Source organism: Nocardioides panzhihuensis (assembly GCF_013408335.1).
GTDB lineage: Bacteria > Actinomycetota > Actinomycetes > Propionibacteriales > Nocardioidaceae > Nocardioides > Nocardioides panzhihuensis.
Genome location: NZ_JACBZR010000001.1, coordinates 2,546,891 through 2,559,754, shown reverse-complemented (window position 1 = coordinate 2,559,754; position 12,864 = coordinate 2,546,891). Strand labels below are relative to the sequence as shown.

The window sequence follows — 12,864 nt, the reverse complement described above, 5'->3', positions numbered from 1 at the left end:
CGAGACGTCACGTACGTCGGCCGAGACGTCACGTACGTCGGCCGAGACGTCACGTGCGTCGGCCGAGGCGTCATCCGCTGACCTCTCGGTCGACGGGAGTGACGCTTGGGTCGACGGGGGCGACGCTTGGGTCGACGGGGGCGACGCTTGGGTCGACGGGGGCGACGCTTCGGCCGACGGGGGCGACGCCTCGGCCGACGCAAGTGACGCCTCGGCGGAATGTGAGTGACGTTTCGGCGCGCGGGAGTGACGTCTCGGCGGGATCCGATAGCGTGGCCGCGCCATGTTGGATCACATCAAAGGCTTCGTTCAGGGAGTCGTCCTCGCGCCCATCGTCCGGCTGTTCGTGGCGCTGAAGATCAGCCCCGACGCCGTCACTCTCGTCGGCACCATCGGAGTAGCGGTCGGAGCGCTGGCCTTCTACCCCCGCGGCGAGCTGCTGGCCGGCACCGTCTTCATCACCTGCTTCGTCTTCAGCGACCTGATCGACGGGGCGATGGCACGCGCAGTCGGCCGCACCTCGAAGTTCGGCGCCTTCTGGGACTCCACCCTCGACCGCTTCGGCGATGGGGCGGTCTTCGGTGGTCTGGCGCTCTACTTCGCCGGTCCGGGCGACTCCGACCTCTACCTCGCCCTGACCCTGTGGTGCCTGGTGACGGGAGCGGTCACCTCCTACGCCCGCGCCCGCGCCGAGTCCCTGGGCTTCACGGCCAACGTCGGCATCGCCGAGCGCGCCGACCGGCTCGTCCTGATCCTCGTGATGACCGGCCTCGCCGGCATCTTCTCCCTCGACATGCTCATCTACATCGCGCTGTGGATCCTCGCCGTCGCCTCGACGATCACCGTCGTCCAGCGCATCTGGACCGTCCGCCGCCAGGCCCTCGCCGAAGAGGCGGCTTCGTGACCGCGCCGGCCGAGGCAGACGTACGCCTCGCCGCGGAGCTCGTCCGCGGCGCCGGCTCCCTCGCGGCGAAGATGCGCACCGCGGGGATCGGCGACTCGGTCGAGACCAAGACCTCGGTCTCCGACCTGGTCACCGCCGCCGACAAGGCCGCGGAGAAGGCGATCGTCGACCGGCTCGCGGCCGAGCACCCCGGCGACGGCATCCTGGGGGAGGAGGGCTCCGCTCGCGAGTCGGCCACCGGACGGGTGTGGACCATCGACCCGGTGGACGGCACCTACAACTTCGTCCGCGGCCTCGACTGGTGGTGCTCGGCGCTGGCTCTGACCGACGGTGCCCCGGGAGACGTGAACAGCATCGTCCTGGGGGCGGTCTACTCACCGGCCGAGGACGCCGTCTACGTCGGTGGCCCCGAGCTGCCCACCACCCGTAACGGAATCCGACTCGACGCGATGCCGGACACGCCGCTCTCGCACGCGTGCCTCACCACCTACCTCCACCCGCGCAAGCTGAGCCACCCGTCCGGTGAGGCGTACGTCCGGGTCGCCGCCCGAGCCGCCTCGATCCGGATCCTCGGTTCCGGGTCGATGGACCTCACCGCCATCGCCCAGGGCAAGCTCCACCTCTTCTGCCAGCACTCCGTCCCCGACTGGGACCGCCTCCCCGGGGCGGCCCTCGTCCTCGGCGTCGGCGGCACCACGATCCAGGTCGAGGCCGGGGGAGTGCTCTGGTCCCTCGCCGGCACGCCAACCGCGGTGGCCGAGGCCGCCGAAGCCCTCACCGGCGATCAGTCCACTTCGGGAACAGTGGCCTGACCAGGGCTTTCCGAGGGTGGCGTACGTCGGTTCCCGACCTACGATCGCCACATGGCAACAAGCATGAACGAGACGGGAACCTCGCGGGTCAAGCGCGGGATGGCGGAGATGCTCAAAGGCGGCGTGATCATGGACGTGGTCACCCCCGAGCAGGCGAAGATCGCCGAGGACGCCGGAGCAGTGGCGGTGATGGCGCTGGAGCGCGTCCCCGCCGACATCCGCGCCCAGGGCGGAGTCAGCCGGATGTCCGACCCCGACATGATCGACGGCATCATCGAGGCCGTCTCCATCCCGGTCATGGCCAAGGCCCGCATCGGCCACTTCGCCGAGGCCCGGGTGCTCCAGTCCCTGGGCGTCGACTACATCGACGAGTCCGAGGTGCTGACCCCGGCCGACTATGAGAACCACATCGACAAGTGGGCCTACACGGTGCCGTTCGTGTGCGGCGCGACCAACCTCGGCGAGGCCCTGCGCCGCATCACCGAGGGCGCGGCGATGATCCGCTCCAAGGGCGAGGCCGGCACCGGTGACGTGTCCAACGCGGTCACCCACATGCGTACGATCCGGCGCGAGATCCGCCGCCTCGGCGCCCTGGCCGAGGACGAGCTCTATGTGGCTGCCAAGGAGCTCCAGGCGCCCTACGAGCTCGTCAAGGAGGTCGCCGAGAACGGCAAGCTGCCGGTCGTCCTGTTCACCGCCGGCGGCATCGCGACCCCGGCCGACGCCGCGATGATGATGCAGCTCGGCGCCGAGGGCGTCTTCGTCGGCTCCGGCATCTTCAAGTCCGGCAACCCGGCCCAGCGTGCCGAGGCGATCGTCAAGGCGACCACCTTCCACGACGACCCCGACGTCGTCGCCAAGGTCTCCCGCGGTCTGGGCGAGGCGATGGTCGGGATCAACGTCGACGAGCCGGCCAGGTCGATCCAGTTCGCGGAGCGCGGCTGGTGACCACCACCGGCGTACTCGCCCTCCAGGGTGACGTCCGCGAGCACCTCGCCGCGCTCGACCGCCTGGGGGTGAAGGGAACGTCCGTACGCCGCCGGGAGGAGCTCGACGCCTGCGACGCGCTCGTCATCCCCGGCGGTGAGTCGACGACGATGTGGCGCCTGGCGCGTACGTTCGATCTGCTCGACCCGCTCCGCGAGCGGGTCCGGGGCGGGATGCCGGCGCTCGGCACCTGCGCCGGCATGGTGCTCCTGGCCGACCGGCTGCTCGACGCAGCCGAGGGTCAGGAGACCATCGGCGGGTTGGACATCACCGTCAGGCGCAACGCCTTCGGGCGGCAGACGGAGTCGTTCGAGACCGATCTCGAGGTCACCGGCCTGGCCGAGACCGTCCACGGTGTCTTCATCCGGGCGCCGTGGGTCGAGGAGGTCGGCGCGGGGGTCGAGGTGCTGGCCGGCATCGCGGGACACGCCGTCGCCGTACGTCAGAACCAGCTGATGGCCACGAGCTTTCATCCCGAGGTCAACGCCGACGACCGGCTGCACCGGCTGTTCCTGGACACCTGCTGCTGAGCGTGACGTACCGCACGTAGTTAGAATGGGGTCTCGCTGCCCTGTGACCCGAAAAGACAACGGAGCCGGTGGCGGCTCGACAAGGCTCGAAAGCACAGCGACGACGCGGGGCAAAGGACGGTTTCCAGATGAGCGGCCACTCCAAGTGGGCAACGACCAAGCACAAGAAGGCGGCGATCGACGCCAAGCGCGGCAAGCTCTTCGCCAAGCTCATCAAGACGATCGAGATCGCGGCCAAGACCGGCGGTCCTGATCCGACCGGAAACCCGACCCTCTTCGACGCCATCCAGAAGGCCAAGAAGCAGTCGGTCCCCAACGACAACATCGACCGCGCCGTCAAGCGCGGCGGTGGGCTCGACGGCGGCGGCGTCAGCTACGACACGATCATGTACGAGGTCTACGGCCCCCAGGGCGTCGCGCTCCTCATCGAGTGTCTGACCGACAACCGCAACCGGGCGGCGATGGAGGTGCGCACCGCGGTCACTCGCAACGGCGGCACCATGGCCGACCCGGGCTCGGTCTCGCGGCTCTTCGACCGCAAGGGCGTCGTCGTGGTGGCGAAGGCGCAGGAGAGCAAGTCGGTCTCCGAGGACGACCTTCTCGAGGCCACCCTCGACGCCGGCGCCGAGGACGTCAACGACCTCGGTGAGTCCTTCGAGATCGTCTCCGACCCCTCCGACGTGGTCGCGGTCCGCACCGCTCTGCAGGACGCCGGCATCGACTACGACTCCGCCGAGGTCCAGTTCGTCGCGAGCATGGACATCCCGGTCGCCGACGCCTCCGCCGCCGAGAAGGTCTTCAAGCTCATCGACGCGGTCGACGACCTCGACGACGTTCAGAACGTCTTCTCCAACGCCGACGTCCCCGACGAGGTCATGGAGACCGTCGACGCCTGACGCGCCGCGCTGGTCGAGCCGGATTCGTGAGGAACGAGCGAACCCGTGTCGAGACCAACACGGTCTATCGAGCGCGACAGGGGACCGTGTTGGTCTCGACACGCCTCCGCCCAGGGGCTCCGGCGGCTCGACCAGCGATGCCGGTACGCTACGAACAGACGTTCGATGGAGGTGCTGATGCGGGTGCTTGGGATCGACCCCGGCCTGACCCGGTGCGGGATGGGTGTGGTCGACGGCTCGCTCGGCCGGCCGTTGTCGATGGTGGACGTCGGCGTGCTCCGTACGTCCTCCGACCTTCCCGTCTGGGAGCGACTGGTGAGCATCGAGAAGGGGATCGACGCCTGGATCGAGGAGCACCGGCCCGACGCGGTCGCGATCGAGCGGATCTTCGCGCGCTCGAACGTCTCCACGATCATGGGTACGGCCCAGGCCAGCGGTCTCGCGATGGTCTGCGCCGCCCGGCGTGGGATCCCGGTCGCCCTGCACACGCCGTCCGAGGTCAAGGCCGCCGTCTCCGGCAACGGTCGTGCCGACAAGCAGCAGGTGACCGCGATGGTGACCCGCATCCTGCGGCTCCCGACCCCACCGAAGCCGGCCGACGCCGCCGACGCGCTCGCGCTGGCCATCACCCACCAGTGGCGCGGAGGCGCCCAGAACCGCATCGAAGCCGCGGTCGCCGCGGCCGCAGGGAAGGTCCGCAGATGATCGCGTCCGTACGCGGCAAGGTCGCCGCCGTCAGCCTCTCCACTGCCGTCGTCGAGGTCGGTGGCATCGGCATCGAGCTGCTCTGCACCCCCAACACGCTGGCCACGCTCCGCGCCGGCGAGGAGGCCTATCTGCCGACCAGCCTGGTCGTGCGTGAGGACTCGTTGACGCTGTTCGGGTTCACCGACGCCGACGAGCGCACCCTCTTCGAGCTCCTCCAGACCGCCTCCGGCGTCGGCCCGAAGCTCGCCCAGGCGATGCTCGCGGTGCTCTCGCCCGACGGCATCCGGATCGCCATCGCGGGCGAGGACGCCAAGACCCTCACCAAGGTCCCGGGCATCGGCCAGAAGGGCGCCCAGCGGGTGATCCTGGAGCTCAAGGACCGGATCGGTGCGCCGACGGGCACCGCCTCCGCACCCGCTCCCACCGCCGCGTCGGCGCCGTGGCGCGACCAGGTCGCCGAGGCGCTGATCGGCCTGGGCTACAACGCCAAGGACGCCGACAAGGCCGTCACCGCGATCGAGCCGGAGGCCGGTGACCAGGCCAACATCTCGATTCTCCTGCGTGCAGCGCTCCGCACCCTGTCGAAGGCATAACCGATGCACGAGGACGACCTGCAGGCCAACGAGGAGGACTCCCGCTTTGATGGGTACAGTTCCTCGCTCACCATCGCCGAGGCAGACAGTGACGACCGAGTCGTCGAGGCGGCGCTGCGCCCCAAGAGCCTCGACGAGCTGATCGGCCAGCAGCGGGTCCGCGAGCAGCTCAACCTCGTCCTGGAGGCGGCGCGACAGCGCGAGCGGGCCCCCGACCACGTACTCCTCTCCGGGCCTCCGGGGCTCGGCAAGACCACCCTCGCGATGATCATCGCCGCCGAGATGGCCGCGCCCCTGCGGATCACCTCCGGGCCCGCGATCACGCACGCCGGTGACCTGGCCGCGATCCTGAGCGGGCTCAACGAGGGCGAGGTGCTCTTCGTCGACGAGATCCACCGGATGAGCCGCCCCGCCGAGGAGATGCTCTACATGGCGATGGAGGACTTCCGGGTCGACGTCGTCATCGGCAAGGGCCCGGGCGCGACCGCGATCCCGATCGACCTGCCCCCGTTCACGCTGGTCGGCGCGACCACGCGCGCCGGGCTGCTCCCGGGCCCGCTGCGCGACAGGTTCGGCTTCACCGGCCACCTCGAGCTCTACGACCCGGCAGACCTCGAGCTGATCGTGCGCCGCTCTGCGGGGCTGCTCGACGTCACCGTCGAGGACGACGGCGCCACCGAGATCGCCGGCCGCTCCCGCGGCACCCCGCGGATCGCCAACCGGCTGCTGCGCCGCGTACGCGACTATGCCCAGGTCAAGGCCGACGGCACGGTCACCCAGCAGGTCGCCCAGAAGGCCCTGGACCTCTACGAGGTCGACCCGCTCGGCCTGGACCGCCTCGACCTGGCCGTCCTCGACGCCCTGTGCCGACGCTTCGGCGGGGGACCGGTGGGCATCTCCACCCTTGCCGTCGCGGTGGCTGAGGAGCGCGAGACGGTCGAGGAGGTCGCCGAGCCGTTCCTGGTCCGCTCCGGCTTCCTGGCCCGTACGCCGCGGGGCCGGGTCGCCACCCCGGCCGCCTGGGCACACCTCGGGCTGCCGGTGCCCGCCAACGCCGAGGCCGCGGCCTGGTCGGTGGACACGCTCTGGGATGAGCCCTGAGTCACAGTCTCAACCAGGTCCCTGGTTAGACTTGCACGTCGCCGTGCGACTGCCGGTTGACCCCTGAGACTGTCGGAGCCGAACCCCCGTGGAATTCCTGCCTTTTATCGTCATCATCGTCCTGTTCTACTTCTTGCTGATCAGGCCGCAGCAGAAGCGCGCCAAGCAGGCTCGTGAGCTGCAGCTCAACCTCCAGCCGGGCGACAGGGTGATGCTGACTGCCGGCCTCTTCGGCACCGTGGCCGAGGTCGAGGAGTCCACGGCGAACATCAAGGTCGAGGTCGCTGACGGCGTCGTCGTCCAGGTGGTGCGCCAGGCGGTGGCCCAGAAGGTCGTCGAGGCGCCTGCCGAGGAGGCCGAGGCCGAGGTGGAGGATGCTCCCGAGCAGACCTCTGCCGACGCCGACAACGTCATCGTGGACCTCGACAAGAAGGACTGACCAACACATGGCACGCAAGACCGCGCGCCCCGGCCGGACACTCGTCCTGCTCTTCTTGGCGATCGCGATCATGTTCGGCGGCATCGCCTTCGCCGGCAGCTGGAAGCCCGAGCTGGGCCTCGACCTGCGCGGAGGCACCGAGATCTCGATGACCGCGGAGAACTCCGAGGGCGGATCGGTGCCGAAGGAGAGCCTCGAGGAGGCCAAGGCGATCATCGACCAGCGGGTCAACGGCAGCGGTGTCACCGGTGGCCGGGTGACCACCGAGGGCAACGACGTCATCAAGGTCTCGATCCCAGGCACCGGCAAGGTGCAGCAGGAGACCGCCGAGCGCGTTCGCCAGACCGCGAAGCTCCGCTTCCGTCTGGTCGCCTGCAGCCCGCAGAAGCCCTGTGGCAACGCCGCCGGGTCCGACCCGGGGTCGATGATCCAGGACCCCTCGGCCGGCACCGCCCCCGGCACCTCGCCGCGCGCGCCGTTCGGCGGCGAGACCGTCGAGCCCGCCGCCGACGAGAAGACCTCGGGCAGCCCGAGTGCCTCGCCGAGCGCCAAGCCCGAGTCGGCCGACGACAAGAAGAAGGACGCCAACTCGACGGTCGCTGTCGACGACGCCGTCGAGTTCATGCGCAACCCGCCGGCGGAGTGGGCGACCCGCTACGCCAGCTTCACCTGCCCCGCGCCCGGCTCCGACCCGGTCGAGGACCTCCCCGGCGAGCCGCTGCTGACCTGTGACGACGACGGGATCCCCTACCTGCTGACCCCGGCGGTCATCGAGGGCACCGAGATCAAGGAAGCCTCCTACGGCATCCCGCAGCAGCAGGCCAACTACGTCGTCACCCTGGACTTCAAGTCCGAGGGCAACAAGGCCTTCGCCGAGACCACCGGCGCGATCGCCGGCACCGGCGAGCAGTTCGCGATCACCCTGGACGGCAAGGTCATCTCCGCGCCGACCGCCGACTCGCGGATCAGCGGTGGTGCGCAGATCAGCGGTGACTTCACCCAGGAGTCCGCCGCCGCGCTGGCCAACAACCTCAAGTACGGGTCGCTGCCCCTCGACTTCCCCGAGGACGGCATCCAGACCAAGGTCATCGGCCCGAGCCTGGCCGGCAACCAGCTCACCGCCGGACTCTGGGCCGGCCTGGTGGGCCTCATCCTCGTGGTGATCTTCTCGGTCCTCTACTACCGAGCGATGAGCATCGTGGTGATCGGGTCGCTGGCCGTGGCAGGTGCGCTGACGTACGGCATGATCCTGCTGCTCAGCGAGACCGCCGGTGTCACCCTGGACCTTCCGGGAGTGGCCGGTCTGATCGTCGGTATCGGCATCACCGCCGACTCCTTCATCATCCTCTACGAGAGGATGCGTGACGACATGCGTGAGGGCCGCTCGATGCGGGTGGCCGTCGACACGGCCTGGGTCCGGGCCCGCAACACCTGCCTGGCCTCCGACGGTGTCTCGTTCCTGGCCGCGTTCGTGCTCTACGTCTTCGCGACCAACGAGGTCAAGGGCTTCGCCTTCATGCTCGGTCTGACCACGATCATCGACGTGCTGGTGTTCTTCTGGTTCACCCACCCGATGACCAAGCTCATGGCCAACCTGGGCTTCTTCAACAAGGGCCACGTGCTCTCCGGCATGGACAAGCGTGCCCTCGGCACCGACGGCCAGTCGGTCAACTCCCCGTCCCTCGTCGGAGGCAAAGCCTGATGAGCAAGATCTCTCGCTTCGGCAAGGAGCTCTACACCGGAGAGCGCTCCTTCGACTTCGTCGGCCGCCGCATCCTCTGGTACGTCATCTCCGCGGTCGTCCTGGTCATCGTGACCGGCGGTCTGATGCTCCAGGGCGGTCTCAACCTCGGCATCGACTTCACAGGCGGCACCCGTTACACCGTCACCGTGGCGCAGGCCGACCAGGAGATGGCCGACGAGCTGCGGACCGCCGTCGGTGACACCGAGGTGGCCGCCGCGGACGGTGCCACCGTGCGCACCGCGGGTGGCAAGTCGATCGTCATCGAGACCAAGGCGATCGCCGACGGCTCAGAGGCCGACCAGTCGATCATGGAGGCGATCACCGCCACCGCCGACGTACCCGAAGACGACGTCAGCCGGACCGGCATCGGCCCGTCTTGGGGTGAGCGGGTCGCGACCAAGGCCGGTCTCGCGCTCGGCATCTTCCTCGTCGGTGTGGTCCTGTTCATCTGGATCTACTTCAGGGAATGGAAGATGTCGGTCGCGGCCGTCGTCGCTCTCCTCCACGACGTGCTCCTCACCGTCGGCGTCTACGCGATCATCGGCTTCGAGGTTTCTCCGGCCACGGTCACCGGCTTCCTGACGATCCTCGGATACTCGCTCTACGACACCGTGGTGGTCTTCGACAAGGTCAAGGAGAACACCCGCAACCTCGGCCAGAAGAAGCAGACGTACGCCCAGGCAGCCAACCTGGCCGTCAACCAGACGCTGGTGCGCTCGATCAATACCACGATCGTCGGTCTGCTCCCGGTCGTCGCGATCCTCTACGTCAGCGCCGTCCAGCTCGGCACGTCGTCGCTGAAGGACATCTCGCTGGTCCTCTTCGTCGGTATGGCCGTCGGCACCTACTCCTCGATCTTCATCGCCACCCCGCTGCTGGTGCACCTGAAGTCGGGGGAGAAGGACATCGTCGACGCCGAGAAGCGCGCCGCGGCACGGATGAGGGAGGCCGACAAGTACGCAGCCGTGCCGGTCTTCGACGACGGGATGCCGGTCGCCGCCGACGACGAGCCGGACGAGCTTCGCGAGTCCGAGTCCGAGGACCTTCATGAGGCCGGCGTCACCCGGGGCACCAGCCCCAACACCTCCCCGACCGGTCGAGGCCGCAACGTACCCAACCAGCAGCGCTCGGTCTCCGACAGCGGTGCTGCCGGGCGCCCGCAGCCGAAGCGCGAGTCGAGGTCGAAGCGCAAGTGACTGTCTCTGAGACAGGCGCAGGCGGCCGGTCGCTCGAGGGAGCAACCAAGCGAAGCTTGGACGAGACTCTCGAGCGGCTGGTCACCGACGTGCCCGACTTTCCCGAGCCGGGTGTCGGGTTCAAGGACATCACCCCGCTGTTGGCCGACCCTGCGGGATTCACCCAGGTGGTCGAGGCGCTCGCTGCCCCGGCTCTCGATGCCGACGGCAACGCGACCGTGACCAAGGTGCTCGGCATGGAGTCGCGCGGCTTCATCCTCGGCGCTCCCGCGGCCCTGCACCTCGGGGTCGGGTTCGTCCCCGTGCGCAAGGCCGGCAAGCTTCCACGGGAGACCCACGCGGTCTCCTACTCGCTGGAGTACGGCGAGGCGACGCTGGAGATCCACACCGACGCGATCGAGCCGGGGGAGCGGGTGCTCGTCATCGACGACGTGCTCGCCACCGGTGGCACCGCCGCGGCCACGATCGAGCTGGTCGAGCGCTGCGGCGGCATCGTCGAAGGCGTCTCGGTGCTGCTCGAGCTCGGGTTCCTCGACCCGCGGAGCAAGCTGCCCGACACTCCGGTGCACGCGCTCTTGTCCACGTAGCAACTGTCTCGCTAGCCAACGTCGCCTGTCCGGCCGGTAGACTCGGATCATGGCAGAGGATCGCATCGTTGCGCAGCCTCGGGCGCACAACATCGAGGCCCGGGAGAGCAGTGGCCCCGCGCCCTCGGGCCGCAGCGTACGTGCGCGTCTCGCCCGGATGGGCGGCCGAGCAAACGCGGGCAACCCCGTGCTCGAACCGCTCTTCCGAGCGGTGCGGTCCAACCACCCCAAGGCCGACCTGACGCTGCTGGAGCGCGCCTACATCACCGCGGAGCGCCTTCACGGCACCCAGATGCGCAAGAGCGGTGATCCCTACATCACCCACCCGCTCGCGGTGACCACGATCCTCGCCGAGCTCGGCATGACCGAGCCGACCCTGGTGGCGGCGCTCCTCCACGACACCGTCGAGGACACGCCCTACACGCTCAAGGAGCTCACCCGCGACTTCGGTGAGGAGGTCGCTCACCTCGTCGACGGTGTCACCAAGCTCGACAAGGTCACCTACGGCGACTCGGCGCAGGCCGAGACGATCCGCAAGATGGTCGTGGCGATGTCACGCGACATCCGGGTGCTGGTCATCAAGCTGGCCGACCGCCTGCACAACATGCGTACGCTGCGATACGTCCCGCAGAAGAGCCAGGAGCGCAGCGCGCGCGAGACGCTGGACATCTACGCGCCGCTGGCCCACCGGCTCGGCATGAACACGATCAAGTTCGAGCTCGAGGACCTCGCCTTCGCGACCCTCTACCCGAAGATGTACGACGAGCTGGTCCGGCTGGTCGCCGACCGCAACCCCTCGCGCGAGAAGTTCCTGGCCCAGGTCATCGACCAGGTCGAGCGCGACCTGCACGAGGCGCGGATCAAGGCGACCGTCACCGGGCGACCCAAGCACTACTACTCGATCTACCAGAAGATGATCGTCGGCGGTAAGGACTTCTCCGACATCAACGACCTGGTCGGCATCCGGATCCTGGTCGAGGACGAGCGTGACTGCTACTCCGTCCTCGGCATCCTGCACTCGCGGTGGAACCCCGTCCTGGGGCGCTTCAAGGACTACATCGCGATGCCGAAGTTCAACATGTACCAGTCGCTGCACACCACCGTGATCGGCCCGCAGGGCAAACCGGTGGAGCTGCAGATCCGCACCTTCGCGATGCACCGCCGTGCCGAGTTCGGCGTGGCCGCGCACTGGAAATACAAGGAGGACGGCCGCAACGGTGTCGACACCGACCGGCCGATGGACAACGACATGAGCTGGGTCAAGCAGCTCATGGACTGGCAGTCGGAGGTCAACGACCCCGGCGAGTTCCTGGAGTCGCTGCGCTTCGAGATGAAGCGCACCGAGGTCTACGTCTTCACCCCCAAGGGCGACGTGATCGCGCTGCCCGCCGACGCCACTCCGGTCGACTTCGCCTACGCCGTCCACACCGAGGTCGGCAACAAGACCATCGGCGCCCGGGTCAACGGACGTCTGGTGCCGCTGGAGTCGACCCTGGAGAGCGGCGACGTCGTCGAGGTCTTCACCTCCAAGTCGCCCAACGCCGGCCCGTCGAGGGACTGGGGCTCCTTCGTCAAGTCCAACCGGGCCAAGGCCAAGATCCGGCAGTGGCACACCCGTGAGCGCCGCGACGAGGCCATCGAGAAGGGCCAGGACGCGATCGCCCGGCTCATGCGCAAGGAGGGCCTGCCCCTCAAGCGGCTGATGTCGCGCGAGTCGCTCATGCTGGCCGCCGACCACTTCGACCTTGGCGACGTCGAGTCGCTCTACGCCGCGGTCGGCGAGAGCCACCTCTCCGCCCAAGCGGTCGTACGCCGGGTGATCGAGGACCACGGCGGTGACGACGGTGCCGCCGAGGATCTCGCCGAGGCCGTCAACGTCGGCCGCCGCCGCCACGGCAAGGTCTCCACCACCAGCTCCGACGCCGGGGTCAACGTCAAGGGATCCCCGGACGTCTGGGTCAAGCTCGCCAAGTGCTGCACCCCGGTGCCCGGTGACGAGATCCTCGGGTTCGTCACCAAGGGCGGGGGCGTCTCGGTCCACCGCACCGACTGCACCAACGCGGGCGAGCTCCGCGCCCACCCCGAGCGCCTGCTCGAGGTCGAGTGGGGCTCGACCTCCAACTCCGTCTTCCTGGTCAACATCCAGGTCGAGGCCCTCGACCGGGCCCGGCTCCTGTCCGACATCACGATGGCGCTCTCGGACGCCCACGTGAACATCCTCAGCGCCCAGCTCACCACCACCCGGGACCGCGTCGCCAAGTCCCGCTTCTCCTTCGAGATGGCAGACTCAAAGCACCTGGACACGGTCCTCAAGCAGGTACGCACCGTCCCCGGCGTCTTCGACGCCTATCGCGTCACCCAATGAAA

The 12,864-nt window shown here is 68.9% G+C and carries 13 protein-coding genes; all 13 read left to right on the top strand.

Annotated elements, in window-relative coordinates; all coding sequences use genetic code 11:
• Positions 1–283 precede the first annotated feature (283 nt).
• The 13 genes from pgsA (at position 284) to BJ988_RS12115 (ending at position 12,862) form a co-directional block, all read left to right on the top strand.
• Positions 284–904 (top strand): phosphatidylinositol phosphate synthase, encoded by a 621-nt coding sequence (gene pgsA, locus BJ988_RS12175; protein WP_179658234.1) that lies wholly within the window; start codon positions 284–286, stop codon positions 902–904.
• Positions 901–1,716 carry an inositol monophosphatase family protein gene (locus BJ988_RS12170; protein WP_179658233.1) on the top strand — a complete coding sequence of 272 codons (816 nt, stop codon included), beginning with the start codon at positions 901–903 and terminating at the stop codon, positions 1,714–1,716. Before pgsA ends, BJ988_RS12170 begins: the two co-directional genes overlap by 4 nt.
• 51 nt (positions 1,717–1,767) lie before the next feature.
• On the top strand, positions 1,768–2,664 hold the full coding sequence (pdxS, locus tag BJ988_RS12165) for a pyridoxal 5'-phosphate synthase lyase subunit PdxS (protein WP_179658232.1): 897 nt from the start codon (positions 1,768–1,770) through the stop codon (positions 2,662–2,664).
• Positions 2,661–3,233 (top strand): pyridoxal 5'-phosphate synthase glutaminase subunit PdxT, encoded by a 573-nt coding sequence (gene pdxT, locus BJ988_RS12160; protein ID WP_179658231.1) that lies wholly within the window; start codon positions 2,661–2,663, stop codon positions 3,231–3,233. The genes pdxS and pdxT overlap by 4 nt, the downstream gene beginning before the upstream one ends.
• Positions 3,234–3,361: 128 nt before the next feature.
• Positions 3,362–4,129: a YebC/PmpR family DNA-binding transcriptional regulator gene (locus BJ988_RS12155; protein WP_179658230.1), complete on the top strand. Its 768-nt coding sequence runs from the start codon at positions 3,362–3,364 to the stop codon at positions 4,127–4,129.
• 177 nt (positions 4,130–4,306) lie between these two features.
• Positions 4,307–4,834, top strand: coding sequence for a crossover junction endodeoxyribonuclease RuvC (gene ruvC, locus BJ988_RS12150; protein WP_179658229.1), 528 nt, complete (start codon positions 4,307–4,309; stop codon positions 4,832–4,834).
• Positions 4,831–5,430 carry a Holliday junction branch migration protein RuvA gene (gene ruvA, locus BJ988_RS12145; protein ID WP_179658228.1) on the top strand — a complete coding sequence of 200 codons (600 nt, stop codon included), beginning with the start codon at positions 4,831–4,833 and terminating at the stop codon, positions 5,428–5,430. The genes ruvC and ruvA overlap by 4 nt, the downstream gene beginning before the upstream one ends.
• A gap of 3 nt (positions 5,431–5,433) precedes the next feature.
• Positions 5,434–6,531, top strand: coding sequence for a Holliday junction branch migration DNA helicase RuvB (ruvB, locus tag BJ988_RS12140; RefSeq protein ID WP_179658227.1), 1,098 nt, complete (start codon positions 5,434–5,436; stop codon positions 6,529–6,531).
• A gap of 88 nt (positions 6,532–6,619) precedes the next feature.
• Positions 6,620–6,970 carry a preprotein translocase subunit YajC gene (gene yajC, locus BJ988_RS12135; protein ID WP_179658226.1) on the top strand — a complete coding sequence of 117 codons (351 nt, stop codon included), beginning with the start codon at positions 6,620–6,622 and terminating at the stop codon, positions 6,968–6,970.
• Between the two features lie 7 nt (positions 6,971–6,977).
• Positions 6,978–8,672, top strand: a complete 1,695-nt coding sequence (gene secD, locus BJ988_RS12130) for a protein translocase subunit SecD (RefSeq protein ID WP_179658225.1) — start codon at positions 6,978–6,980, stop codon at positions 8,670–8,672.
• Complete coding sequence (secF, locus tag BJ988_RS12125) at positions 8,672–9,910, top strand: protein translocase subunit SecF (protein WP_179658224.1); 1,239 nt, start codon at positions 8,672–8,674, stop codon at positions 9,908–9,910. The genes secD and secF overlap by 1 nt, the downstream gene beginning before the upstream one ends.
• Before the next feature lie 56 nt (positions 9,911–9,966).
• On the top strand, positions 9,967–10,497 hold the full coding sequence (locus BJ988_RS12120; protein ID WP_179658223.1) for an adenine phosphoribosyltransferase: 531 nt from the start codon (positions 9,967–9,969) through the stop codon (positions 10,495–10,497).
• A 49-nt stretch (positions 10,498–10,546) separates the two neighbouring features.
• Positions 10,547–12,862, top strand: coding sequence for a RelA/SpoT family protein (locus tag BJ988_RS12115; RefSeq protein WP_218860803.1), 2,316 nt, complete (start codon positions 10,547–10,549; stop codon positions 12,860–12,862).
• The last annotated feature ends 2 nt before the right edge of the window (positions 12,863–12,864 follow it).

Bases quoted from the DNA above. Each gene is read 5' to 3' on its own strand.
- secF (WP_179658224.1), top strand. From the start codon at position 8,672: ATGAGCAAGATCTCTCGCTTCGGCAAGGAGCTCTACACCGGAGAGCGC.
- ruvB (WP_179658227.1), top strand. From the start codon at position 5,434: ATGCACGAGGACGACCTGCAGGCCAACGAGGAGGACTCCCGCTTTGAT.
- ruvC (WP_179658229.1), top strand. From the start codon at position 4,307: ATGCGGGTGCTTGGGATCGACCCCGGCCTGACCCGGTGCGGGATGGGT.
- ruvA (WP_179658228.1), top strand. From the start codon at position 4,831: ATGATCGCGTCCGTACGCGGCAAGGTCGCCGCCGTCAGCCTCTCCACT.
- pdxS (WP_179658232.1), top strand. From the start codon at position 1,768: ATGGCAACAAGCATGAACGAGACGGGAACCTCGCGGGTCAAGCGCGGG.
- BJ988_RS12155 (WP_179658230.1), top strand. From the start codon at position 3,362: ATGAGCGGCCACTCCAAGTGGGCAACGACCAAGCACAAGAAGGCGGCG.
- pgsA (WP_179658234.1), top strand. From the start codon at position 284: ATGTTGGATCACATCAAAGGCTTCGTTCAGGGAGTCGTCCTCGCGCCC.
- BJ988_RS12115 (WP_218860803.1), top strand. From the start codon at position 10,547: ATGGCAGAGGATCGCATCGTTGCGCAGCCTCGGGCGCACAACATCGAG.
- secD (WP_179658225.1), top strand. From the start codon at position 6,978: ATGGCACGCAAGACCGCGCGCCCCGGCCGGACACTCGTCCTGCTCTTC.